The sequence below is a fragment of the Veillonella sp. ICM51a genome (assembly GCF_000524355.1).
In the GTDB taxonomy this organism is placed as follows: domain Bacteria; phylum Bacillota; class Negativicutes; order Veillonellales; family Veillonellaceae; genus Veillonella; species Veillonella atypica.
Genome location: NZ_JAPX01000023.1, coordinates 24,056 through 49,217, shown reverse-complemented (window position 1 = coordinate 49,217; position 25,162 = coordinate 24,056). Strand labels below are relative to the sequence as shown.

Sequence of the window (25,162 nt, the reverse complement as noted above, 5' to 3'; positions counted from 1 at the left end):
TTAACTCTCAAGGGAGGATTACTATATGTGCTGGTGTGATATCGTAAGTAAAGCTAAAATTGGCAGTTTAAAAAATCTCGGAAATGGCATGGAACATTCCTTGCGTTTTCTTGCAGAAATCGTTGTAGGTCTCAGTTGTTTACGTGTTATTATCAACTGGATTTTTGGCATCTAATAATCAAATAAAAAATTAATACATTAAAGGCGCCTAGCATTGCTAAGCGCCTTATTTTTCTATCCATAGATCTATATACTATTTTTATTACTACTCATTAGAGCTACAGCTTATGAATTCAATAATAATTTGGCATATATCTCCGGCTTCATCAAAAGCCCAATATACAGGATATAAACCATCACCAAAGCCAGATTGTATCATTGGTACATACAAATCGGTGTTTGGTATTTTAAAGTTAATCCAATCGCCACCTGGACGTTGAAATTTTGGATAAGCGATAGCATTTAATTTAAATAGCTCATCAAAGTAATCATCATAAATATTGCCATTAGGATGTTGTTCATACCAATGACGGTCAAATTCTCTATACGCAGTTACAGTTGCTTCATCAACAATGGTGGCCAATCCTGCATCTACAGGAAAACCAATATAACTTTCACCATCTTCTAACTCGCTTAAATCTTCATGACCTTTAAGGGCTAACTCATATTGTACAGGTTTTGTATTCTTAAACAAAACTCTTGTTAACACATAACGATAATAATCTGTATCTAGTTCAGCTACTTTAGTTTCTATTGGATATGTTCCTGGATCTACGGTACGTATATATGTCTTATTATCAACAGCAGCTAAATGTGTTAATGGATCACACGCAAAAATACGACCTGTTGGTAAAGTTATATATCCCATCGGCAATGTATATAGTTTTTTACCAAATAGTTCATCAGCTTCGAATATGGCATGATAATCGACAGGTGCTTTTAATTTTCCCTCACTGCCGAGATGATTAAATGTGTCTATCCATTCTTTTGATATATCCTGTGTATTCATTATAGAAACTCCTATCTATGTGATTCTGCTTCATGCTTATTACGTACATATTGTTGTTCTAGCGCCTCATAAGCTGCTGTTTTTTGAATAATTTGTTTAACTACAGTGTCTAAATCAGAACCATCTGTATAATCAGCCGATGCGTAATAACGAATGCGATGATGTTGCATCATTTTATATACTTTATCTTTATTCTTGCTATCTGGGTCGTATACACCGATTGAATGTCCACCATTGATATTAACAAGACTCATGCAAGGAATATCTGTATCACTATCACCTATATAAATCATGTTGCGGAACGGTACACGTTGTTCTTCAGGACGGATGTAATCGTTTACACCGGGATCATTTATATCTAACACACCTTTTTGTATGCGGAATAAGAACTGTGTTTTATTCGTGTAATTGATGGCTTGTGCAGGCCAGACGGCTACGCCTTTATCATCAAACATAAATGCGCTGGCATAGATTTTTTTAAAAGCCCCATTTCTTGCCATTTCAGTGCCTTCAATCATCTCTTTTAAGCCAGAAGATATGATGTAATGTTCAATGCGTACACCGTGTTCTAAACCATATTCACGAATACGTTCAAACCAAGTGCGAACACCTTCATATAGTTCCACTTGATTCCCATATTCCATAAGCTTTTCTCGAGTTACATAAAAACGGCCCACTGCTTCTTGAATCATCTTGTACATATAAGCCAAGTTATTATCCATATCATTTTTCTTAGCCAGTTGATTAGATTCTTGCCAGAACTGTTTGATTTGCTCTTCATCATAGCCAACAGATTGGATAAAGCCTTGTGCCTGCATATCATCAGGTGTTAAGGTCTTATCAAAATCATAACACATGGCAAGAACTGGCATAGATGATTCTAGTGATTGTAATGAATCTTTACTTTCATTCTTATAGGTGATCATACTCCACCTCCTTGTAATAATAAAACAATAAACAAAAAATAGGCTTTGCACCCTCTTTTATTCCTGAGATGCCCCTTTGATAACCCCTTTTGTCTATATTTTACACGATACGTCAACGCTATAGGCGTAAAAGTAGGTAATAATTCTCCTTAAAATAAAGAATCTTGTGTGTAATTTGTATCTACAATCCAGCTTTTTTCCGCACTCTCTTTAATAATTGCTGTTTTTGAAAGTTTTCCAATAAGTAAGCTAGAGTTCGGATCATGTAATAAGCAATTTTGGCGAACTGCAGCCTGATTTGTATTGGCATAACAATAGCGACAAAAATGGCTACAAGTATCATAGGCACCTATATCACCATGTAAATAACAATTACACTCTGGTCTAGCTGGTGTACGTTTCGGTGCTTTTAATTTTACGTTCCAAGCACGTTCATAACAATCTAGCGTAAGACAGCCCTCTGTATTAACACCTAATTCTTTGAAAACGTCTCCTTCTCCACAGGTTTTAAGTATCATATGATGAGAATGCGCTATAGATACTAATTCTTTAATGATCTTCTTTTGAATATCTAAACTCGGTCTATAACCTTCAGGAAAATTATGAGCTACCTTATCAAATATATCTATGAAACTGACAACTACGGTATCTGTGTAGCCTTCTAGAGACTTGGCCATTTTATAAAAGCTTTCAAAATGAAAATCAACTGTATAGTTGTGAGTTAAAATAATAGGATCATAACGCCACACCATGGACTGAGGATTACGTTTTGTAGATATGTGTTTAAATCCGTCTATTACTAAATCCACTTGTGGTACATTAGTCTCTATATCTGCTCCATATGGAGTTATAGTCATATGCCAATACTGTCTATAATCATTTATTTCATGTAAGAGCGGAATGAACGGCAAAGGATTCTTTGTACAAAACGCAATACCATCTACAACCTCATGATTGATAGGATATCGTGTTATCTGTATCGGATTATAGGGATTGCGTACATCTACAAATCCTTGGCGGACGCGATTAATTAACCATTGCCCATAAAAGGCAGGAATATCCGTACGCTGTCCCGTCTGTAAAATCATTATCCTGTCCTTTCATAAAACAAAAATATAGATGTATTATATCATACTCAATATTAATTATTTATGGAGTAAGTGTGATATTTATAGTATGGTACATTCTCATTTTATGGTACTATTAAGTGTATTAAAAATGAGGAGAACTGAAAAAATGAATGATATATTTGAAAAAAATCATCCTATGAAGGATGATAAAAAGTTTATTACCTCCTATTGGAGTGACCGAGCTCGTGATTTTGGCTCTTTACGAGCTAAAGAATTAGAAAGCCCTAAACTTAAACTTTGGCGTGATGAGTTAATGAGTCATATTTTTGATTCTGACCGTTCTTTACGTATTTTAGATATTGGTTGTGGTGCAGGCTTTTTCAGTATTATTCTCTCTGAATTGGGTCATACAGTACATGGTATTGACATCACACCTAATATGATTGAAGAGGCAAAGCAATTAGCTCAATCCTTAGATTCTGATGCTACCTTCTCTGTTATGGATGCTGAAAATTTAAGTTTTGATACGAATACATTTGATATCGTTGTAGCTCGTAATGTAACATGGAATTTACCACATCCAGATAAAGCCTATGCTGAATGGTTGCGTGTCATCCGTCCTGGCGGATTAATTCTAAACTATGATGCGGAACATGCACGCAATCATCATAATTTACCACAATCTGTACATCATGCACATGAACATGTGAGTAATGAACTAAAGGAACGTTGTCATACCATTTATCATATGCTCGATATTTCTTCCTTTACACGTCCACAATGGGACATAGAATTGCTCACTAAGATAGGTGCTAGTTCTGTATCTATTGATCCTACTGTAGGTCCTCGCATCTATGCAGAAGAGGATGAATTTTATATCCCAGTGCCTATGTTTTTGGTAAAAGCGATTAAATAGAATTCGTATTACGCTAGACAACACAAAACCCACTCTATGAACTATATCATGAGTGGGTTTTCATTATATGAGGTATATAATCTTAGTTTTTAAAATACTCTTGAGCCTTACCGATTTCGCTACGCAATTTTTCTTCATCGATAGTCAATAGTTCTTTATTTTTCATAAGAACCTTGCCAGCTACAATCACTGTATTTGCATCAGAGCTATTAGCTGAGTATACAAGTGCTGCTACATCATTATATCGAGGCATCCAATGCATACCAGATACATCATATAATACGATATCGGCACGTTGACCTACTGCAATTTTACCGAGGTCATTATAACCAAGAGCTTTGGCCCCTTCTACAGTCCCCATATTCCAAGCCGCTTGTGCCGGAATAGCTTTAGGATCATAGAGACGAGCTTTATGTAATGTAGCTGCTAAACGAACTTCTTCAAGCATATCCGCATTGTTATTTGATGCAGAACCATCTGTACCAAGACCTACAGTAATCCCTTTTTCTATCATTTCAGGAATAGGCGCAATACCACTAGCCAGTTTCAAGTTAGATTGTGGATTATGAGCTACAGCTACATTATTTTCAGCCATAATAGCCATATCTTCTTCTGTTACATGTACGCAGTGAGCTGCCAATGTAGTATTCCAGAACAAACCTAAATCATGCATATGAGCGATTGGTGTCTTACCAGTCGCTTTTATAACATTTTCCACTTCCCCTTTGGTTTCGGATAAGTGCATATGAATGCCACAATTTAGTTCATGAGATAAAGCAATAACCTTTTCCATATACGCATCTGGACAAGTATATGGCGCATGTGGTCCTAATAGGACCTTGATGCGGTCATTATCATAACCATGATAGGTACGGAACAAATCTGCATTTTCCACAAGCGCTTGATCAGCTGTAGGAGAAACACCGGCAAGGCCACGGGACAATACAGCTCGAATACCGGTTTCTTTCACAACATCAGCTGTTGTATTCATAAAGAAATACATATCGCTAAATGTAGTCGTACCAGAACGTAGCATCTCTGCAATACCTAGTTGTGTACCCCATTTAACAAGATTGTCATTCAATTTAGCTTCCGTTGGCCAAATCGCTGTTTCAAGCCAATCCATAAGTTCTAAATCATCAGCATAGTTACGGAATAATCCCATCGCTATATGCGTATGTGTATTGACGAGACCTGGTGCGGCCAATTGACCTTTACCGTCTAGTGTTTCCTTTGATTGTTCAGATTTTGCTTCTTCTCCGGTTAAGATAGCAGTAATATAACCATTTTCGATTGCAATAGCATGATTTTTTAATGTTCCATTGTCGGTAAGAACATCTACATTGGTAATTAATAAATCTGACATAATGCCTCCTTGTATAGGTACAACAGATTCTATATAGACTCTGTTAATTAGATGTTCAAGTTAAAGATTATATTAGTTTACCTTTGTTAAGTAATCGATTTGATCTTGTGTTAATGCATCTAAATCGTAACCCATGGAGTGTAATTTAATGTTTGCTACTTCTTCATCAAGTTCACGAGGCAATACATACACTTTTGGTTCCATGTTTTTACCATTGTTTAATACATGTTCAGCAGCCAATGCTTGCATAGCAAAGGACAAGTCCATAATTTCAGCAGGATGACCATCGCCTGCTGCTAAGTTTACAAGACGACCTTCAGCCAATACATAGAGTTTACGACCATCAGCCATTGTATAGCCTTCAATGTTTTGACGAACACGTTCATGGCTAACCGCTACTTGTTCTAAATCATGAACATTTACTTCACAATCAAAATGACCAGCGTTACAAAGAACAGCTTTATCCTTCATAACTTCATAATGTTCTTTTACGATAACATCTTTACAACCTGTTACCGTACAGAAGATATCACCGATTTTAGCAGCTTCTATCATAGGCAATACAGTGAAGCCATCAAATACTGCTTCAATAGCTTTAATAGGATCCACTTCTGTAACAAATACGTGAGCGCCCAAACCTTTAGCACGCATTGCAACGCCTTTACCGCACCAACCATAACCGGCAACTACAACGTTTTTGCCTGCTACTGTAAGGTTGGTAGTGCGCATGATACCATCCCAGACAGATTGGCCTGTACCATAGCGATTATCGAATAAGTATTTGCAGTTAGAATCATTAACAGCAATCATAGGGAATGTCAATTGTTTAGCATGTTCCAATGCATATAGACGATGAACACCTGTTGTAGTTTCTTCACTGCCACCTAACAAACGTTCTTTTGCATCAGTACGTGTTGTGTGTAATAAATTAACAAGATCACCACCGTCATCGATGATAATATGAGGTTTATGATCTAATGCTTTATTAAGGAACATAAAATATTCTTCATCGGTGCAATCGTACCAAGCATATACAGTAAGACCCATATCAACAAGTCCTGCGGCTACATCATCTTGTGTAGAAAGAGGGTTTGAACCTGTAACGATGACATCAGCACCACCGCGCTTTAACACGGTTGCAAGGTATGCAGTTTTAGCTTCCAAGTGAACGGAAACAACAATTGTTTGGCCTTTGAAAGTTTGTTCTTTTTCAAAACGATCGCCTAATGTATTTAGTGTAGGCATAAAATTAGAAACCCAATCGATTTTTTTACGGCCTTCAGCAGCGAGATTGATATCTTTAATTAATGATTGCATATGTACCCCTTCATTCTTCAATTAATAATATACAGGTTATGAAAAGAACTTACTTTAACATGATAAGTTTTATATACATCCGTAATGACATCTACTTATTGACAACAACGGATTGTAAGCGAGCAATAGACTCTTGATAGTTTGGTGTTAAAACACCTTCTTCAGTAATAATAGCTGTTACTAGTTCATGAGGTGTTACATCAAAAGCAGGGTTTAATACATGAATACCCGTAGGCGCAGATGGCACACCTTGGAATGTCAACACTTCATCATCAGCACGCATTTCAATGGGAATATCCTTACCATCTTTGAGTGTAAAATCAAATGTACTATATGGAGCAGCTACATAAAATGGAATATTATGGAATTTTGCAAGCACTGCTAATCCATAAGTACCAATTTTATTAGCTACATCACCTTCCGTTGTGATGCGATCGGCACCAACTATAATAGCGTCAATTAAACCTTGTTGCATTGCATAGGCCGCCATATTGTCTGTCTCTAATGTAACAGGAATACAATCTTCATGGAGTTCAAAAGCCGTTAAACGTGCACCTTGTAATAAAGGACGCGTTTCATCAGCATATACCATTTCTAATTGTCCCTGTTCATGTAGTTTACGAATCACACCAAGTGCAGTGCCAAGACCACCTGTAGCTAAAGCACCGGCATTACAATGTGTTAAGATTCGTAAATTTTGTTTTCCTTTAAATAAAGTGGCCCCATTAATAGCCATACGTGTGTTAAGTTGTACATCCTCTTCATGGATAACAATGGCTTCATGCGTGATGCGGTCTATAATTTCATGCATAGACGCAAACGGACCGGCTTTCACAATCCCTATAATACGATTAACAGCCCAAGCTAAATTAATCGCCGTCGGTCGAGTTTCCTTTAATTCTTCACTCCACTCATAAAAGGTTGATAGCTGTTCAGAAAAGGGAACAGCTAAACGATTCGCCTCCGCAGCCGCTAAAATAAGGCCATACCCTGCAGCGACACCAATAGCGGGAGCTCCACGGACACGAAGCATCTTTATGGCCTCTGCCACTTGTCGCCAATCGGTACAATGTAAATATTCCACATGAGTTGGCAATTTTGTTTGATCTAATAAAATGAGCGTACCATCACGCCATTCAATATTGTTCATGAGAACCCCCTCCACATTGTCATATCAAAATGGATACGATCTCTTATAATTTAAAACCACCATACTCAGCCATGCGATGATGAGCTGCATAATCTGCATTCATATCAATAGCCTCAATTGTACCTAAAATAAGAGCTTTCAATTGAGATGCCATTTCGCCCATCATTTCAACTACTTCACTGTGAGTAAGAGCATTTTCAGAAATACCAGCTGCATAGTTCGTAATCATGGAGATTGTTGTGTACGCCATTTCCGCTTCGTTTGCTAGATTAACTTCTGGTACATTCGTCATACCAACCGTATCGCCACCAAGCATATGGAACATTTTAATCTCTGCAGGTGTTTCAAAACGTGGACCTTCTGTACATACATAGGTACCGCCATTATGAATAGACAATTTTTGTTCTTTACCTACAGATTCAATGATTTGACGAAGCTCAGGACAATATGGATTTGTTACATCTAAATGTGCTACCGGACGCTCACCACCTTCATAGAATGTAGTGACGCGATTTTTTGTAAAATCAAGAAATTGATCTGTTAAGACAAAATGACCAGGTTCAAAATTCTTATTCAAAGAACCTACAGCAGTCGTAGAAATAATAAATTTAACGCCTAGCTTTTTTAGGCCCCAAATATTGGCACGATAATTAATTTTATGTGGAGGAATCGTATGGTCTTTACCATGACGAGCCACAAAAATTACAGTTTTACCTTTATATGTTCCTTGAACATAATCAATCTCTCCATAAGGAGTCATCAAGGATTCTTCATGAATATTTTCAAATATAGACGGATCATAAACACCTGTTCCGCCAATTACACCGATTGCACTCATAGTTGCCTCCTATTAAAAATACTCTATCTTTATATTTTCGCACATAATGATAAAACAATCTATAGAAAAAGTTCTATTATTGAATTGGTCCTTTAGGTGTAAACATATCTTCTAGTTCTTTTTTAGAGAAATGATACTTTTCATTACAGTAATGACAAACTAGCTCTGTCGTTTCATCTTCTAAAAGGGATTTCTTATCATCTTCACGCAATGTCATGAGAACGCCAGCGAATCGATCACGACTACAACGACATTTAAAAGATACTGGTTCGTTATAGACTTCATTAACAGTAAGGCCGTCTAGCACTTTCTCAACAAGGCCTTTGCCATCAGGATGTTCTTTTAAATATTCTGTAACAGGTCCTAATTCATTGATATTCTTTTCTACCATAGCCAATGCAGCATCGGTAGCATCAGGTAAAGCTTGAACGATAAAACCACCAGCTACAATGGTATGATAATCTGGGTCTACGAGAACGCCTAAGCTAATCGTAGATGGCACCTGTTCAGATGTATAAAGGTAATACGCCAAGTCCTCTGCTACTTCACCGCTTTGAATAGGGCTAGTAGATGTATAATCTTGAGCCAATTTAGTGAATCTTGTAACTTGTACTTCTCCATGGTGGCCGACTGCAGCACCTACATCGAGTTTTCCAGCACGTTTTAATGGCACATCCACATGTGGCTCATCTACATAACCGCGAACAGTATTATCAGAAAATGCATCGACATGTACAACACCGAGTGGGCCATCACCTTTAATGCGAAGACTTACATTCTCGTGATTTTTAAAATCACCCGCCAGTAATAGAGCACCCGTCATGGCACGTCCTAGAGCAGCTGTTGCGACTGGCCATAAATCATGACGTACGCGCGCGGTCTCTACCGTATCCGTTGTAACGGCTATTGACATACGAACCCCTTCACGGGTGGTAAAACGTTTTATATAATCCATTCAATCATTCCTTATATATAATCAAATTATTATGTATTACACTCTTTAGTGCCTATATAGTATAGCATGATATATGTATATTTTCCATTATGCAGGAACATATGTTTGTTTAAGTATCTTTTCTAGTAAAAGAACATATTTTCGATATAAAAAACACTCAGTATCTTATGATACCGAGTGTTTTCAAAGGTTAATTTAGATTTGATCGATAAGATTAACCATTTCAATAGCCCCCATAGCGCAATCGTAACCTTTATTACCCGCTTTTGTACCAGCACGTTCGATAGCTTGTTCAATATTTTCAGTTGTTACTACACCGAACATAACAGGGATACCGGTTTCTAAAGAAACGTGAGCAATACCTTTTGCCACTTCATTACAAACATAGTCATAATGTGTAGTAGCCCCACGAATAACGGCACCTACACAAATAACAGCATCATAACGACCAGATAAAGCTGCTTTTTTTGCAATCAAAGGAATTTCATAGGCACCAGGAACCCAAATGACTGTAATATCTTCTTGTTTAACATCATGACGCAATAAGCAATCTTCTGCGCCACCAATTAATTTAGATGTAATGAACTCATTAAAACGAGAACCGATAATAGCAAATTTTTTACCAGTACCAACCAAATTACCTTCTTGAACCATCATGTTATAGCCTCCTATGAATGATTAGTTTACATATCTAAGTTAGTAAAGAAAAATTAGTCCTCTAACATATGACCCATTTTTTCTTCTTTTGTTTTTAAATATCCTGCATTAAATTTGTTGGCAGGAATAATGAGAGGTACACGTTTGTGTACATCAACACCCCAATGTTCTAATCCATGGCGTTTTTCAGGGTTATTCGTCAATAAACGGATACTCTTGATGCCTAAGAATCGAATAATTTGAGCCGCTAATGAATATTCGCGCATATCTGCAGGGAAACCTAGTTGTTCATTAGCTTCTACGGTATCAAGTCCTTGTTCTTGTAATGCATAGGCTTTAATTTTATTGGTTAAGCCAATACCACGACCTTCTTGACGCATATAGACTACAACGCCTTTGCCTTCTTTTTCGATGGCCCGCAATGCATGATCTAATTGTTCACCACAATCGCAGCGTTTAGAACCAAATACATCCCCTGTTAAACATTCGGAGTGAATGCGTACAAGTACATCTTCACAATCTTGTACATCGCCCTTAACGATTGCAAGATGCTCTTTATGATCTAAATCATTTTTAAATACGAAGATATTGAAATCACCAAATTTTGTTGGTAATTGAGAACAAGCGCCTAATCCGATCATATCTTCATGCTGTTTGCGATATTCGATAAGTTCTGCTACGGACGCAATTTTCAAATCATGTTCCTTAGCAAATTCGATTAAGTCTGGTAAACGTGCCATATCGCCATCATCTTTAGTGATTTCACAGATAACAGCAGCCTCTTGCAAACCAGCAAGACGACAAAGGTCAACAGATGCTTCCGTATGACCTTGGCGTACGAGAACGCCACCTTCTTTATATACCAATGGGAAAACATGACCAGGGCGACGGAAATCTGCAGGTTTTGCATTAGGATCCAATAGTTTTTGAATCGTATAGGCCCGTTCTGCTGGGGATACACCTGTTGTAGTATCTACATGGTCAACGGTAACAGTAAACGCTGTTTCATGGTTATCCGTATTCTTCGTAACCATTACAGGAATACCAAGGCGTTCTAAAGCTTCTCGTCTCATTGGAGTGCACACGATACCACGTGCATATCTAACAAAGAAATTAATGTTTTCTTGAGTAGCAAACTCGGCAGCGATAATTAAATCTCCTTCATTTTCGCGACTTTCATCATCAACGATAATAACAGGTTTACCAACTTTCATATCTTGAAGAACTTCTTCAATTGTATTCAATGTATAATTCATGGAGACAACTCCTCCTTTTACATAAATCCGTTCTCTACTAATAGAGATTTCATGGATTTTTGAGACTTACTTGTATGTGTAGGCTCATCTAATGTCATAAAATGACGAATATAACGGCCTGTAATATCTGTTTCTAAATTTACCTCTGTACCAATCGACGCATGTCCGAGCACAGTTTCGCTTAATGTATGTGGAATGATAGATACGGAAAAGGTCGATTCCGATCTTTCCATAATCGTTAAGCTAATGCCATCGATTGTAATAGATCCTTTATAAATGACGTAATCCATAATCGATTTTGGAGCAGAAATAGTGAAAACAATAGCATTATCTGTTCGTTTCATATTGACGATGCGACCTGTACCATCCACATGGCCAGCTACAATATGACCTCCAAATCTTCCATTAGCAGCCATAGCGCGTTCGAGATTAACGGGTTGATTTACCTTTAAATTGGTAAACGTCGTCATACTTATTGACTCCGGCATAACATCTGCAGTAAATTGGTGATTTCCAATAGATGTGGCAGTTAAACAAACGCCATTAACCGCTACAGAATCGCCAATTTTTAAATCATCAAAAATTGTATTGCCACCGATTGTCAATAATAAGGATTGGGCACCCTTTTTAACGTTTACTATTTTGCCAACTTCTTCAACGATGCCTGTAAACATAGGAGCCCTCCCTTCCTAAACGATAGGATTCTATACGAATATTATTATCTAGTATTCGCGAACTAGCAAATTCGAGTGTAGGCGCCTCATGTAATGTAGCAAAACCGGTACCACCTACAGCAGCTGTACTATTCGCTCCTCCTATGACAAGATTACCTATATAGGTAACAATTTTATCAAAGGCCAACGATTCAACAAAGGAACTGATAATGGTGGAACCACCTTCAACAAGCACTGATGTGTATTCTTGTTCCCCAAGATGTTCCAAACACGCTTGAATATCTATCTTCTTAATATCTATAGCTACATCAGTGGTACGTCCTTGACGCACCGATTTTGTTGGGAGTTCTTCTACAATCGCTCCAACATTAGCCAAAGCAATTCTACGCTGTTCTGGACAACCTTTCGCTACATAAATGATAACCTTACGATTTGGTATCGTAAATACCTTTGCATCCGTTGGCGTACGTCCCTGACTATCCAGAATAATAATATCTGGCTGATGCACCTCTAATGTATTATCTATCGATACATCGTGTCTGTTGATAAGTGCTTCATATAATTCATCTCTAGTGAGCCTACAATTAAGCAATGGATCATCAGCCAAGATGGTACCAATACCAACCAGCATCGCATCATGAGACGCTCGCAATATATGTCCGTCCTTACGGGAACTTTCATTCGTAATCCATTGAGATTGACCGGTGAAAGTAGCAATTTTACCATCTAGGGACATAGCACTTTTTATGGTTACAAACGGTTTATGTGTTTGAATAAATGTAAAGAAATGTTCATTCAACTGAATACATTCATCCACACATACATCTGTAGTTACCTCTATACCTGCGTCAGTAAGAATTTGAATGCCCTTACCAGCCACTAGTGGATTTGGATCAGTACTACCAATCACAACGCGAGCAATACCAGATTCAACGACACGCTTTGCACATGGCGGGGTCTTACCATAATGAGCACAAGGCTCAAGAGTTACATATAAGGTAGCCCCCCTAGCATTGTCGCCCGCGGCATCTAAAGCATGCACTTCCGCATGGGCCTCACCAGCCTTATGGTGATACCCTTCGCCAACTATTGTATTATTTTTTACTACGACGGCACCAACCAAAGGATTGGGCGATGTATGTCCAGTTGCCATTTTCGCTAGAGAAATGGCACGCTTCATATATAATTCGTCGTTCATCATAATACCTCAATAAAAAAAGGACTATATACATAGTCCTTGGGTCATCATATATACACATACAAAATATATGTGCTATTGTCTTTTCTCATCCAGACTCTACTGTCGGTATCGGAATTGCACCGATTCATGCCATATAGCTCGCGGACTATAACCGCCGGTAAGGAATTTCACCTATCCCCAAAGACTTATCATATTAATTTATATGTTTATAGTACCACTTTTATGATACTTTCGCAAGATTATACATTTGTATATGAGAAAACTTATTAATATCCATCTCAATTATATAGCACTTTTAGAAATTGAACTAATTTTGTGATGTATACAATCCATTGTGATAAAAGTCACATAATATGCAATCATAAGGTACTACTATTTATAGTATACAATGAATTATATTTTTAAATAACAATAATTATCATATAGAGGTGATAATATGGCAAAAAAACGTATATCAGATGTACTCATAGAGGTATTAGCTAACGCAGGTATTGAAAGAATTTATGGTATTACTGGGGATAGTTTAAACTCGGTAAACGATAGTTTACGTCGTAATGGGAAAATTCAATTTGAACATGTGCGCCACGAAGAATCTGCAGCCTTCGCTGCTGGTGCAGAGGCTCTATTAACAGGTAAATTAACCGTATGTGCTGGTAGCTCTGGCCCTGGTAATCTCCATTTGATCAATGGTCTATTTGATTGTCATCGCAATCGTGTACCAGTGCTCGCTATTGCCTCTCATATTCCACAATCCGAAGTCGGTCTCAACTATTTCCAAGAAACACATCCAGAAAATCTATTTAAAGAGTGCTCTTGTTTCTGTGAACTCGTTTCTAATCCAAAGCAAATGCCGGAAATCCTATTCCGCGCCATGAATGCCGCAGTTGGCAATCGCGATGTAGCCGTAATCGTTCTACCTGGTGATGTGGCCGTTATGGAAACAGAAATTGATGAATTACCTACATGGCATGCACCTAAATTGCCACGCGTAATTCCTCAATCAGAGGATATTCTTGAAATGGTCCAACATATAAACAATGGCAAACGCATTACACTTTTCTGTGGTGCTGGTAGTGCCGGTGCTCATGACGAAGTGGTTGAACTTGCTACTAAATTACAAGCCCCTGTTGTACATGCTTTCAGAGGCAAAGAATGGGTCGAATGGGACAATCCTTATGATGTGGGCATGACAGGTTTGCTTGGTTATACATCCGGTTACCGTGCTATTGAGCAATGCGATACACTAATCATGCTAGGTACCGATTTCCCTTATCGTCCATTCTATCCTGAAAATGCTAAGGTAATTCAAGTAGACATCAATCCATCTGCCCTAGGTGCACGCGTTCCATTAACACAAGGCATCATAGGTTCTGTGAAAGATACCTTACACGAACTACTTCCTCATCTTACACAACGAGATGATACAGAATTCATCGATACCGTTCGTAAAGCATATACTAAATTCCGCAATGATTTGGACAGCTATGCTGTTGCTGAACCTGATGGCGTAGCAATTCACCCTCAATATTTCGTAAATCGTCTCAATAAATTGGCTGCTGATGATGCCATCTTTACATTTGATGTGGGCACCCCTGTTATCTGGACTGCACGCCATATTAAAACGAATGGCAAACGTCGTATCATTGGATCCTACAACCATGGTTCCATGGCCAATGCAATGATGCACGCAATAGGCGCTCAAAATGCATGTCCAAATCGCCAAGTTATCTCCCTATCTGGGGACGGCGGTTTCACAATGATGATGGGCGAAATGTTGTCATTAAAACAATTAAATCTTCCTGTGAAAGTATTCGTATTTAATAATGAAGAACTTAGCTTCATTGCCATGGAAATGAAAGCATCTGGTTACCTAGATTATGCTACAGACTTTGTAAATCCTGATTTTGGTAAACTTGCTGAGGCAGCTGGTATCAAAGGTATTAGCATTACAAACTCTAGCGAAGTTGATGAAAAAATTAAAGAAGCCTTGAACTATAATGAAGGTCCTGTCATTATCAATGTCCGTGTTGATAAACAAGAACTTGCTATGCCTCCAAAAATTGCATACCAACAAGCAAAAGGCTTTAGTAAATACTTGATCAACGCCATCCTTGATGGACGTGGTACGGAACTTAAAGAAATGGCTAAAACTAACTGGATGAAATATAAATCTTTATACTAAAATCTGCCAAAATAATTAAATTGCAAAACTTTCAAAAAAAAGGTGTCATCAAACGATGACACCTTTTAAATTTATTAGCCAAACAGCGACATTTGTTCATCTTCTGGCAAATCTCCACAGCATTTAAGTTCTTTCATTGTTTCAATGATTGTGGCAGATACCTTACAACGACGTTGCAAGTCTTTTAACGATGTAAATGGTTTTGCTTCTCGTTCTTCTACGATTGCATCGGCAACGGTTTCACCAAGTGAATCGATAGCTAAGAATGGTGGTAATAGTGCGCCGTCCTTAATGCTAAATCGGCGAGCACCGGAATGTTGAATATCTACGTTAATAAATCGATACCCCCGTTGATACATTTCCATAGATACCTCTAAGGCGGACATCAAATCCTTTTCCTTAGGGCTGGCACCACGGTCAAGAGCTTTGATACGATTAAATTCTTTCAATTGTGTATTCAAATCACCGGTCATGATGCGTAAATCAAAGGCTTTTGCACGGATGGAAAAATAGGCCGCGTAAAATGCCAACGGATGGTATACCTTAAACCACGCAATGCGGAAGGCCATCATAACGTAAGCAACGGCATGGGCACGTGGGAATAGATAGGAAATCTTTTTACAAGACTCAATAAACCATTCAGGAATATTATTTTCTCGCATTTCTTTTTCAAACTCCGTAGTAGCTTGGCCTTGTTTATTTCTCTTTTCAATGCCCTTCCCTTTACGAACATTTTCCATGACGAAGAAACTATTTTTCTTATTCATGCCACGATGAATTAAAAAGTTCATTACGTCATCACGAGTAGAAATAGCTTCATTCAATTTACAAGTACCATTTTTAATGAGTTCCTGTGCATTATCGAGCCATACATTCGTACCGTGGGAGAAACCAGAAATACGAACAAGATCAGAGAAGGTTTGCGGTCTAGAATCTTCTAGCATGCCCCGTACAAATTTCGTACCACATTCCGGTACGGCAAGGCTAGCTACTTGGTCCCCTTGCAATTGTTCAGGCGTCAATCCGATACCCTCTGTTGAAGAAAATAGACTTAGCGTTCTCGGATCATCAAAAGGAATCGTCTTCGCATCAATACCGGTCAAATCCTCCAGCATACGAATAATCGTCGGATCATCATGGCCCAGAATATCGAGTTTTGTCATACGCCCTTCAATAGAATGATAATCAAAGTGAGTGGTTAATACGCCACTCTCTTTTTTATTGGCCGGATGCTGAATTGGCGTAAAATGGTGCACATCCATATCACGAGGACAAACCATGATGCCACCAGGATGTTGGCCTGTTGTATTTTTTACATTTGTAAAACCTTTTGCGAGGTGCTCAAGGAATCCACTGCGAGCCTGAATATTTCTTAGCTCTGCATATTTCTTTACATACCCAAATGCAGTCTTATCTGCAATGGTACCAATCGTACCGGCCTTAAATACATTATCACGGCCGAACAGTTCTTCCGTGTATTTATGGGCCTTCGCTTGGTAGTCACCAGAGAAGTTCAAATCAATATCTGGAACCTTATCGCCTTCGAAACCAAGGAAGATAGCAAATGGAATGTCATGACCATTCGTTTGTAATGGATGACCGCAATTAGGACAGTCACGACGCGGTAAATCGAATCCACCGGCGTATTCACCATTTTCATAAAATTCTGACCACTTACATTCAGGGCAAATATAATGCGGTGGCAATGGATTAACCTCTGTAATCTCCGACATGGTCGCTGCAAAGGACGAGCCTACAGAACCACGAGAACCTACTAGATAGCCATCATCTAGCGATTTTTTTACCAGCTTATGAGCGATATAGTAAAGCACGCCATAACCATTGCTGATGATACAGTCGAGCTCATAATCTAGGCGTTCTTGTACAACACGAGGCAATGGATCACCATAAATCTTCTTCGCATTTACATAACACATTTCTGTGAAAGCTTCATCGGCCCCTTCGATTTTAGGTGAATATGTGCCATCTGGCACTGGTTTAATGTCTTCAATACTATCGTTGATGGCCCGTGTATTCGCAATAACAACCTCATAGGCCTTTTCTTCACTCAAATATGGGAATGAAGCTAACATTTCATCAGTAGTACGCAAATGTAAATCTGGTTGTTCATCCGCATCAGGGAACCCACAAGCGGTTAACATAATCTCACGATATATCTTTTCCTCTGGTGTTAAATAATGAACATCACAGGTAGCACATACACGTTTATTGAGGGCTTCGCCCAATTCAATAACCGTCTTATTCATATCGATAAGAGCTTGTTCATCTGGCACGATACCCTTGCGAATTAAGAATGTATTGTTGGTATGTGGTTGAATTTCAAGGTAATCATAGAATGATGCAATCGTTAATAGCTCTTCTTTAGAAGCCCCCTTAACAATAGCCTGCATCAATTCACCTGCTTCACAGGCAGACCCTATAAGAATACCTTCACGATGCTCTTCAATGATAGAACGAGGCAAACGAGGTCTCCGTTTATAGTATTCCAAATGGGATATAGAAATCATTTTATACAGATTACGTAAGCCCACCATGTTTTGCGCTAACAAAATAATGTGATAACGAGGCGCTTCATCTTTTCGTTTTACAACGTCTAAGGATAATTCCTTTTCTAAATCCGCATCATCAACGAGATATCCTTCAACGCCATAAATAACCTTAACACCAAGTTCTTTACCAAGTGCTTGTGCTTCAGGAAAGGCTTGTACAACACCATGGTCCGTAATAGCGACCGCAGGATGGCCCCATTTTTTGACAGTTTTAAATAAATCCTTAATCGATACGAGTGCATCTTTATCACTCATCTTAGTATGGAGATGAAGCTCAACACGAGAATCTGGTCTGTCTTCTGTCCGTTCATTTGTATTGTCTTCTTCGATAGCTTCGATACTACGTATAGATAAAATATAGTCCTTATCAAATCGATCATCAAAGTTGACACTACCTTGAACGCGCACCTTTTGCAATTTCTTTAATTGTTTTAATAAGGCATCCCCTTCTTCTGGACTATTCGTAAACTTGATAAACTTCATACTGTTCGTATCATCTACGATACTGCCATTTACGATACTTTTACCAGTCCTAGTATCGCGTTTATCAAGGCCAACGAACACACCTTCAAAAATGACACTTGGTGTTTCTACAGTGCCCATGATGCTGGAGGTCGTGCCCTCAATGCGTGGACCTAAAATCATACCCTCATCAGTTGGTGCATCCTTAGGCGCGCGTTGTGGATATTTCTTACCACCTTTGTGTTGATGTCCGCTATTAGCTGAAGATGTAGATGATGAGCTACTAGATACAGATGGATTTCTTGTAGTTACAGACTCATACGATGTGGGGTCTGGATTAAAATAGTCCAATTCCACCGCATCCATAAATGGCACAAACTCATCTGCATAATCAATTTCATCATCGTTATTACCAGCAAAGGACTTTCCTCTCTCTGGCATGTTTTCTTCTTCTAATTTTTGTCGATGCGCTTCAACATCTTCAATAAATTCACCTACACCACAACCACCGGCATAGTAGTATGGTGCAAATTCTTCATCATCGTCATCTACCTTCCACGCAAAGCAGCAAGATGTAGTTGCATTGGTAGGAATCGTATCAAAGGAAATATTTTTTTCTTTGTACCAAGCAGCTAATCGTTCTTGTAATGACACTAATGTTTTAAATGCTGAATCTGCTGCTTGTATGGTTACCTGTTTATCATCACAATTCACATAGAAAGCAGGTTTACTATTCTGTTTTGGTACTACTCGATAACGTACTTTCATTTTTATCCCTTATACCCACAATAGGTCAAACATAAATCCCTAAATCGCCACATATCCCCTTTGCTTGTGCGACTATCTAATATTACCTCATATAATCCTTTTAAGAGTGCTTTTAAAGCCTTTATAGAAATACGAGAACTTGCTTCATAGGCCAGTTTTATAGGGTACGGCTTATAAGAGGCCCCATTTTCTTTACAAAAATTTTCTACCTGTTTAGCTGTCATACCTGCAGCACGACATTCGCTTACCAATAATTGGAGCCGCAATTGCCCTTCAATATAGCCCATAGCGCGATCGATTTCTTTATAGCTAAACATAAACGGAAATAATTCTAATAAGGTATTCACATCTTGTTTTAATAAAGCTTCTTTAAAGGTAAAGATATTTTTAGCTCCATAATTACTGCTATGTTCCATTAAAAAGGATCTATCAATTTTCTTATGATTCCCTAATAACAGAAAATATCGGTCAAACTCGGTACGCATAAACGCAACCGGCACATCTTGCCATAACTCCAATAGATGAGATAGATAGTCTTGCCCATCAGGCGTCAGCGTATATCCATTAGAGGTGCAATACTGACGAATCCACATCAATAAATCGTCACCTTCTAATCGCTTACATTCCTTATTAGGAATAGCATCTAATATCTTTTTATTTTGTTTTAATCGTTTATCCACCATATCGTGATAGATAATAAGTACTGGATTATCACCGGTATAATTCATCAGTAAATCGGCCAGTGCATCCCATTCTTGACTCTCTTTTTGGCCTGCTTTTTTCAAGATAGGTAGATTGATAAGACAAAATACCTTAGCATCGCCAAATAATGAATCCTCCATCAATTGTTCTGATATTTTGGAAGGACCTGCTTCATCATGCAACACGCGCACATCTAGATTTTTATGAGATAAGAAAAACTTTTGTTTCTCTTCTTCTATAAGTTGTGGTTCATTACCATAAATTAGATATACTTGATTCATCGCCAGTCCTCCTTTCATAATCGATAGTCCGGAATATATTGATAGCCCCATAAATGAACATATTCTGCATCGGGATCAATGTCTCGCATCGCTCCTCGAGGCATGCTAACAAGCACGGGATGATTCAAATGTAATGCTACAATTTGATTCATCATATACGACTGAGAGGTAATCAAAATAGTATTCCTCATATCATTTAATTGTAGTTTTTTTTCACCATTTTGTCTATTATAGACCATCACAGACGTTAAATCATTTTTGTATAAAACAGTATTTTTGCCCGTCGATTGAAATCGTTGAACATGAGCATTTTTTAATGGAATACCAAAACTTTGGAGTCCATTTCTTACGCGAATTTCACTAGCTTTCATAGGAATAGCATCAGGTGTATCAATATATACCATAGCTATTTTTTCATAAGGCTTAACAATGAGGAATGCATTTGACTGTTTCATAGGTATAATATGCAAAATCGTTTCATTCCTATATAAGATGCCACTATAAGCTATAGCAATTATGCCAATTCCCATAAGTACAATTCCTTTTGTGAAAGTTCTAAATTTAAGCTTTAATGAGACTAGGTTAATATATAGTAATCCCACACATCCATAGTATAACACCCCTAATGTGGCAGAAATGGTACCTATCCACCATAGACATATAGAACTGTTAGCGAGATGCGCATTTACATATAAACAGATAGTTAATATCCAGTCGATTACGTTCCAAACCATACCTATTGGTATAAGTAAGGATATTATGGTACAACCAAATAACATAACAATAGCTATATCAAGTAAAGGTGTAATAATAATAGCTGCAAAAATACTTGCTAAACTCAAATAGTGAAAGTAATAGAGCTGGAACGGTATCAATAAAAGTTGTGCACTGATGCAGAGTACTAGTGGAGCTTTCACAATCGGTGGCAATACTGTGATCCATCGATATAATGGCATGCCAAATAATAAGAGCCCATAGGTAGCTCCAAAGGATAGTTGAAAGCTCACGTCTAATATAAGTAACGGATCATATAGTAAAAATAGTATAGCCGTCACTGCTAATCCTTGCTTCGCCGTATACATACGGCCCTTTACATAGGCTAAAGCAAGCCAAATCCCCATTATGGTGGAACGCACAACAGGTGCACTGAAACCAACTACTATACAATAAAAGATAGATAGTATAATACCACCCATCATAGCATAACGTTTCCTGATACGACATACTCTGCATAGGCCATATACGATAGAAAATAACAGTGCAATATGGGAACCCGATATAGATAAAATATGAATGATACCAGTGTAGCCAAATTGACGTAGCACATCTTGACCTAATTCTCCATAATGGCCTCCTAGAACTAATGAAATTCCAAGCCATTTGGTTGTATCTGATAGATATTGCTCCATCAATTCTTCAACAGCACTACGCATCGAATCAATTATGTGAAGACACCGTTGATAATAACCGATATAAGAATCTATCTTATACTGTTTTAGAGCATGTAAATCCACCACCTTATAGGTACCATCAAACATGGCACCCATATCTTCATTACGAATTGCCTTATTTCGCTGATCAATAGTGCCTCTCTCTTCTGTCAAATAGAGAGATTTAGGCGTACCATAAACGATAATCGAATCCCCTATATGAAGATGTGTAGAATTTTCTTGTATTGTTACTCTAATATGCCCATCAGCCTTAATATGCACGCCTTTTGCCGTATCCTTGTGTGGCACTAACCCTAACAATATAGCACTAAATGATCTATATTCTTTCCCATCAATCACTTTTAAATCTACCGGAGAATCAATGAGTAGTGCATATTCGCCTTCTTGTGATAAAAAGAATTTAGTGTGCCCTACATACTGATTAATTTGATGATTTACATGTAAAAATGATATGCCACCTAATGCGCATGAGACGATGCAGGTTACAACTATATATTTAATTGACAAAGACGATTGTAACCTATAGCGAACCACAGCTTTAACCAATGTATATAGTAGATAGCCAGCAGCACCAAACATACAATACCAACTCGTATCGAGCAATACATAATGCGAGCTATAGGCACATAAAATACCTAGTATGATACCACTTAGAATATAATGGGCTATCTCCGAATAGGTGATCAGCATATTCAGTGTCAAATAAATAGGTAAATTAGACTGTAATTTTATCGCGTATCTTCTTAAATAATCCATCGCCGATACCTTTGACATGCTTGATATCCTCTATAGATGTAAAAGCGCCCTTACTTTGACGATACTCTTCAATCCGTTTTGCCATGGTTGGCCCAATTCCAGGCAGTGAATCGAGTTCCTTAATGGTAGCCGTGTTAATATTAATCTTTTGATTTCGTAGTAATGATTCAGGATTCCCGTGAAAGTTAAATTTGATATGAATATGCTGCCCACCTGTCACTGTCTCTGCTAAATTGATGGACTCTACATCTCCATATGGTAGTGCACCTCCAGCCCCTTTTATAACATCGCCAATTGTCGAGCTAGCTGCCACCTTATAAAGACCTGGCGATTGAATAGCACCCGTCACATACACAATAGCATCTGTACTTTCAGTATGTTGTTCAGGTTGAACTACCCCATTATTAGCATGAATAGAATTACTTTCATGATGATTAATGCTATTCACGTCAGACGTATTAGCCGCTAATACAGACGAATCTGGCATTGTGGTGCTTCCTTCTGTTATAATAGGCCATAGGAAATAAATTCCTACTAAAATACACAGGATTATTATAATCCACTTATGTGACATAATCATTTGTTTCATATGGTCACCTCCTACTATTAGAGTTTCCATATACAACAAATAACTCCTACTTGTGACTCTATTAGTCACATAAGCAGGAGTTTTCAAAATTATATCGAATTAAAGGAACATACTTTACCGGTATATCCTATTACTATGTTAAGGAGTCTATAATGAATCAAGAATTATTACGTAAATACGCCCGTACTATATTGCAGTCTGGCGTTAATTTACAAGAAAAGCAAACACTCATCGTATCTGTTGATGTAGACAATAAAGATTTTGCAGTCATCGTTACGGAAGAAGCCTATCAATTGGGTGTCAAAGAGGTCATCATCAATTGGCGCCATACCCCAATTACACGACAACGCTTATTACATGCTGATGCATCGGTTCTAGAAACACCAGCTAAATGGATTCCTGTATATTACGAGCAATATGTAGAGGAAAAAGCTGCCTTTTTATCACTTATCAGTGCCAATCCAAAGGCGTTAGCAGGAATTCCTACAGAGCGCATTAGCCTAAACTCACGCAATCTCAACAAGGTCCTATCCTTCTATCATACAGCCATCATGAACTCATCCGTAACATGGTGTGTAGCCGCTGTACCAACAGTGCTTTGGGCTGAACTTCTTGGCTATGAAGGATCAGATGAAGAAAAACTCAACCAACTCTGGCTTACATTACTAAAGTTATGTCGTCTCAATGATGTAGAAGCAAAAGAAACATATGCGCATCACATGGCTAAGCTACGCCATCGTCGCGAAGCATTAAACGCTCTTGATTTGAAAGCATTGCGATATACATGTGAAAATGGCACAGATTTACTTCTCGAATTACCAGAAGATCATATTTGGCAAGGTGGCGAAGAGTTCTCCAAAGAGGGTATCAAATTTAATGCCAATATACCTACAGAAGAGGTGTTCTGTGCACCTCAATGGAATGGTGTAAATGGTAAAGTAGTCAGTACAAAACCGCTTATCTACCAAGGCAATCCTATTTCTAACTTCTCCTTTACCTTTGAAAACGGTAAAATTGTTGATTACACGGCTGAAGAAGGGTTAGATATTCTTAAAGAACTCATCGAAACAGACGAAGGCTCTCAATATCTTGGTGAAGTGGCCCTCGTGGACCACTATAGTCCTATTAGTCAATCTAACATGATTTACTATGAAACATTGTTTGATGAAAATGCATCCTGCCATTTAGCAATCGGTGCAGCCTATCCAACTTGTCTAAAAAATAGCGACGGCCTTTCTGAAGATGAACTCAAAGAACGTGGTCTCAACCACTCCCTCGCTCATGTGGACTTTATGATTGGTCACGAAAACATGAATATTAAAGGCATTACAAAAGACGGCCAACAAGTAGATATCATGATCGACGGTCGCTTATTGGTATAACACACAACATATAAAAGGGATGGTACATCCTCCGTAAGCTCCACCGGCCGGGTCTGACTCCGGCCTTCGGCCTCCACAGGGCCAAAGTCGCTTTCGAAGGATACACTATCCCTCTTTTATCTATTATAGTGTTATTTCCAATACGCGGCCCGTCGATTGATATTCAATAATATCTACACCGGCCGTCTTTAGCATACGTTTTGAAGCCTTAACCTCTTTAGTATCTTTGTACAAATCATCTCGATAAATAACGGCCTTTATGCCGCTTTGAATAATCGCCTTTGCACATTCATTACAAGGGAATAGTGTTACATAAATCTTAGACCCTTCTAAAGAGCCTCCGCGATAGTTTAGAATCGCATTTAATTCACTATGAACGGTATAGAAATATTTATTATCATCTGCCGTATCACGTTCCCATGTGAAATCATCGTCACTACAGTTTAAGGGCATGCCATTATAACCGATGGATAAGATCTTATTATCATTGCTGACGATACAAGCCCCCACTTGTGTATTAGGATCTTTGGATCGTTGCGCAGCCAAAATAGCAACGCCCATAAAGTATTCATCCCAAGAAATATAATCGCTACGTTTTGCCATAATAACCTCTCTAGACAATAAAGCCCCCTTCTACCTATGTAGTTGGGGGCTTTCATTATATTAACAAATCATATATAGAAA

General features: G+C 38.2%; 21 protein-coding genes and 1 riboswitch. Of the genes, 4 read left to right on the top strand and 17 right to left on the bottom strand.

Features of this window, described 5'->3' with window-relative positions:
* Positions 1–25: 25 nt before the first annotated feature.
* Positions 26–175: a hypothetical protein gene (locus HMPREF1504_RS10430; protein WP_005379839.1), complete on the top strand. Its 150-nt coding sequence runs from the start codon at positions 26–28 to the stop codon at positions 173–175.
* Between the two features lie 90 nt (positions 176–265).
* Here HMPREF1504_RS10430 and HMPREF1504_RS03305 read toward each other — a convergent pair whose 3' ends face one another.
* From HMPREF1504_RS03305 to HMPREF1504_RS03295, 3 genes are all read right to left on the bottom strand, one after another.
* A complete protein-coding gene (locus HMPREF1504_RS03305; protein ID WP_038123423.1) occupies positions 266–1,009 on the bottom strand; it encodes a DUF4241 domain-containing protein in 744 nt (247 codons plus the stop codon).
* An 11-nt stretch (positions 1,010–1,020) separates the two neighbouring features.
* Positions 1,021–1,935 (bottom strand): HAD family hydrolase, encoded by a 915-nt coding sequence (locus HMPREF1504_RS03300; protein ID WP_038123421.1) that lies wholly within the window; start codon positions 1,933–1,935, stop codon positions 1,021–1,023.
* Between the two features lie 149 nt (positions 1,936–2,084).
* Positions 2,085–3,023 carry a DUF1848 domain-containing protein gene (locus HMPREF1504_RS03295; RefSeq protein WP_038123419.1) on the bottom strand — a complete coding sequence of 313 codons (939 nt, stop codon included), beginning with the start codon at positions 3,021–3,023 and terminating at the stop codon, positions 2,085–2,087.
* A 148-nt stretch (positions 3,024–3,171) separates the two neighbouring features.
* Here HMPREF1504_RS03295 and HMPREF1504_RS03290 point away from each other — a divergent pair, with 148 nt between their 5' ends.
* Positions 3,172–3,921 (top strand): class I SAM-dependent methyltransferase, encoded by a 750-nt coding sequence (locus tag HMPREF1504_RS03290; protein WP_038123416.1) that lies wholly within the window; start codon positions 3,172–3,174, stop codon positions 3,919–3,921.
* A gap of 82 nt (positions 3,922–4,003) precedes the next feature.
* Here HMPREF1504_RS03290 and HMPREF1504_RS03285 read toward each other — a convergent pair whose 3' ends face one another.
* The 9 genes from HMPREF1504_RS03285 to ribD all read right to left on the bottom strand — a co-directional run bounded on the left by HMPREF1504_RS03285 (position 4,004) and on the right by ribD (position 13,335).
* A complete protein-coding gene (locus tag HMPREF1504_RS03285) occupies positions 4,004–5,287 on the bottom strand; it encodes an amidohydrolase (RefSeq protein ID WP_038123413.1) in 1,284 nt (427 codons plus the stop codon).
* A gap of 72 nt (positions 5,288–5,359) precedes the next feature.
* Positions 5,360–6,604, bottom strand: coding sequence for an adenosylhomocysteinase (locus tag HMPREF1504_RS03280; protein ID WP_038123410.1), 1,245 nt, complete (start codon positions 6,602–6,604; stop codon positions 5,360–5,362).
* A gap of 91 nt (positions 6,605–6,695) precedes the next feature.
* Positions 6,696–7,754: an S-methyl-5-thioribose-1-phosphate isomerase gene (gene mtnA / locus HMPREF1504_RS03275; protein ID WP_038123407.1), complete on the bottom strand. Its 1,059-nt coding sequence runs from the start codon at positions 7,752–7,754 to the stop codon at positions 6,696–6,698.
* Positions 7,755–7,797: 43 nt separating this feature from the next.
* On the bottom strand, positions 7,798–8,592 hold the full coding sequence (gene mtnP / locus HMPREF1504_RS03270; protein WP_005377520.1) for an S-methyl-5'-thioadenosine phosphorylase: 795 nt from the start codon (positions 8,590–8,592) through the stop codon (positions 7,798–7,800).
* Positions 8,593–8,668: 76 nt separating this feature from the next.
* Positions 8,669–9,547 carry an Hsp33 family molecular chaperone HslO gene (hslO, locus tag HMPREF1504_RS03265; RefSeq protein WP_016475599.1) on the bottom strand — a complete coding sequence of 293 codons (879 nt, stop codon included), beginning with the start codon at positions 9,545–9,547 and terminating at the stop codon, positions 8,669–8,671.
* Between the two features lie 195 nt (positions 9,548–9,742).
* Complete coding sequence (gene ribE, locus HMPREF1504_RS03260) at positions 9,743–10,204, bottom strand: 6,7-dimethyl-8-ribityllumazine synthase (RefSeq protein WP_005377561.1); 462 nt, start codon at positions 10,202–10,204, stop codon at positions 9,743–9,745.
* Between the two features lie 53 nt (positions 10,205–10,257).
* Positions 10,258–11,460 carry a bifunctional 3,4-dihydroxy-2-butanone-4-phosphate synthase/GTP cyclohydrolase II gene (locus HMPREF1504_RS03255; RefSeq protein ID WP_038123404.1) on the bottom strand — a complete coding sequence of 401 codons (1,203 nt, stop codon included), beginning with the start codon at positions 11,458–11,460 and terminating at the stop codon, positions 10,258–10,260.
* Between the two features lie 17 nt (positions 11,461–11,477).
* On the bottom strand, positions 11,478–12,134 hold the full coding sequence (locus HMPREF1504_RS03250) for a riboflavin synthase (RefSeq protein WP_038123401.1): 657 nt from the start codon (positions 12,132–12,134) through the stop codon (positions 11,478–11,480).
* Entirely contained in the window at positions 12,115–13,335 is a 1,221-nt protein-coding gene (gene ribD / locus HMPREF1504_RS03245; protein WP_051411669.1) for a bifunctional diaminohydroxyphosphoribosylaminopyrimidine deaminase/5-amino-6-(5-phosphoribosylamino)uracil reductase RibD, read from the bottom strand. Before ribD ends, HMPREF1504_RS03250 begins: the two co-directional genes overlap by 20 nt.
* A 73-nt stretch (positions 13,336–13,408) precedes the next feature.
* Positions 13,409–13,524: riboswitch (FMN riboswitch) on the bottom strand.
* Between the two features lie 247 nt (positions 13,525–13,771).
* Between ribD and poxB the strand changes: the two genes are divergently transcribed.
* Positions 13,772–15,517, top strand: a complete 1,746-nt coding sequence (gene poxB, locus HMPREF1504_RS03240) for a ubiquinone-dependent pyruvate dehydrogenase (protein WP_038123398.1) — start codon at positions 13,772–13,774, stop codon at positions 15,515–15,517.
* A 74-nt stretch (positions 15,518–15,591) separates the two neighbouring features.
* Here the strand turns inward: poxB and HMPREF1504_RS03235 are convergent, their stop codons facing one another.
* The 4 genes from HMPREF1504_RS03235 to HMPREF1504_RS03220 form a co-directional block, all read right to left on the bottom strand.
* Positions 15,592–19,317 (bottom strand): PolC-type DNA polymerase III, encoded by a 3,726-nt coding sequence (locus HMPREF1504_RS03235; RefSeq protein ID WP_038123396.1) that lies wholly within the window; start codon positions 19,315–19,317, stop codon positions 15,592–15,594.
* Positions 19,318–19,319: 2 nt separating this feature from the next.
* On the bottom strand, positions 19,320–20,300 hold the full coding sequence (gene holA / locus HMPREF1504_RS03230; protein WP_038123394.1) for a DNA polymerase III subunit delta: 981 nt from the start codon (positions 20,298–20,300) through the stop codon (positions 19,320–19,322).
* A 14-nt stretch (positions 20,301–20,314) separates the two neighbouring features.
* Complete coding sequence (locus HMPREF1504_RS03225; protein ID WP_038123391.1) at positions 20,315–22,330, bottom strand: ComEC/Rec2 family competence protein; 2,016 nt, start codon at positions 22,328–22,330, stop codon at positions 20,315–20,317.
* 136 nt (positions 22,331–22,466) lie between these two features.
* On the bottom strand, positions 22,467–23,096 hold the full coding sequence (locus tag HMPREF1504_RS03220) for a ComEA family DNA-binding protein (protein WP_038123389.1): 630 nt from the start codon (positions 23,094–23,096) through the stop codon (positions 22,467–22,469).
* Between the two features lie 152 nt (positions 23,097–23,248).
* Here HMPREF1504_RS03220 and HMPREF1504_RS03215 point away from each other — a divergent pair, with 152 nt between their 5' ends.
* The gene (locus HMPREF1504_RS03215) at positions 23,249–24,478 is read left to right on the top strand and encodes an aminopeptidase (RefSeq protein WP_038123387.1); all 1,230 of its coding nucleotides are present in this window, start codon (positions 23,249–23,251) and stop codon (positions 24,476–24,478) included.
* Between the two features lie 123 nt (positions 24,479–24,601).
* Here the strand turns inward: HMPREF1504_RS03215 and HMPREF1504_RS03210 are convergent, their stop codons facing one another.
* Positions 24,602–25,081 carry a dCMP deaminase family protein gene (locus tag HMPREF1504_RS03210; protein WP_005377547.1) on the bottom strand — a complete coding sequence of 160 codons (480 nt, stop codon included), beginning with the start codon at positions 25,079–25,081 and terminating at the stop codon, positions 24,602–24,604.
* Positions 25,082–25,162: the final 81 nt, after the last annotated feature.

Bases quoted from the DNA above. Each gene is read 5' to 3' on its own strand.
- HMPREF1504_RS03210 (WP_005377547.1), bottom strand. From the start codon at position 25,081: ATGGCAAAACGTAGCGATTATATTTCTTGGGATGAATACTTTATGGGC.
- HMPREF1504_RS03285 (WP_038123413.1), bottom strand. From the start codon at position 5,287: ATGTCAGATTTATTAATTACCAATGTAGATGTTCTTACCGACAATGGA.
- HMPREF1504_RS03225 (WP_038123391.1), bottom strand. From the start codon at position 22,330: ATGTTTGGTGCTGCTGGCTATCTACTATATACATTGGTTAAAGCTGTG.
- HMPREF1504_RS03305 (WP_038123423.1), bottom strand. From the start codon at position 1,009: ATGAATACACAGGATATATCAAAAGAATGGATAGACACATTTAATCAT.
- ribE (WP_005377561.1), bottom strand. From the start codon at position 10,204: ATGATGGTTCAAGAAGGTAATTTGGTTGGTACTGGTAAAAAATTTGCT.
- HMPREF1504_RS03300 (WP_038123421.1), bottom strand. From the start codon at position 1,935: ATGATCACCTATAAGAATGAAAGTAAAGATTCATTACAATCACTAGAA.
- HMPREF1504_RS03215 (WP_038123387.1), top strand. From the start codon at position 23,249: ATGAATCAAGAATTATTACGTAAATACGCCCGTACTATATTGCAGTCT.
- HMPREF1504_RS03250 (WP_038123401.1), bottom strand. From the start codon at position 12,134: ATGTTTACAGGCATCGTTGAAGAAGTTGGCAAAATAGTAAACGTTAAA.
- HMPREF1504_RS03235 (WP_038123396.1), bottom strand. From the start codon at position 19,317: ATGAAAGTACGTTATCGAGTAGTACCAAAACAGAATAGTAAACCTGCT.
- holA (WP_038123394.1), bottom strand. From the start codon at position 20,300: ATGAATCAAGTATATCTAATTTATGGTAATGAACCACAACTTATAGAA.
- poxB (WP_038123398.1), top strand. From the start codon at position 13,772: ATGGCAAAAAAACGTATATCAGATGTACTCATAGAGGTATTAGCTAAC.
- mtnP (WP_005377520.1), bottom strand. From the start codon at position 8,592: ATGAGTGCAATCGGTGTAATTGGCGGAACAGGTGTTTATGATCCGTCT.
- HMPREF1504_RS03255 (WP_038123404.1), bottom strand. From the start codon at position 11,460: ATGAATTATACATTGAATACAATTGAAGAAGTTCTTCAAGATATGAAA.
- HMPREF1504_RS03290 (WP_038123416.1), top strand. From the start codon at position 3,172: ATGAATGATATATTTGAAAAAAATCATCCTATGAAGGATGATAAAAAG.
- hslO (WP_016475599.1), bottom strand. From the start codon at position 9,547: ATGGATTATATAAAACGTTTTACCACCCGTGAAGGGGTTCGTATGTCA.
- HMPREF1504_RS10430 (WP_005379839.1), top strand. From the start codon at position 26: ATGTGCTGGTGTGATATCGTAAGTAAAGCTAAAATTGGCAGTTTAAAA.
- HMPREF1504_RS03280 (WP_038123410.1), bottom strand. From the start codon at position 6,604: ATGCAATCATTAATTAAAGATATCAATCTCGCTGCTGAAGGCCGTAAA.
- HMPREF1504_RS03295 (WP_038123419.1), bottom strand. From the start codon at position 3,023: ATGATTTTACAGACGGGACAGCGTACGGATATTCCTGCCTTTTATGGG.
- mtnA (WP_038123407.1), bottom strand. From the start codon at position 7,754: ATGAACAATATTGAATGGCGTGATGGTACGCTCATTTTATTAGATCAA.
- HMPREF1504_RS03220 (WP_038123389.1), bottom strand. From the start codon at position 23,096: ATGAAACAAATGATTATGTCACATAAGTGGATTATAATAATCCTGTGT.
- ribD (WP_051411669.1), bottom strand. From the start codon at position 13,335: ATGATGAACGACGAATTATATATGAAGCGTGCCATTTCTCTAGCGAAA.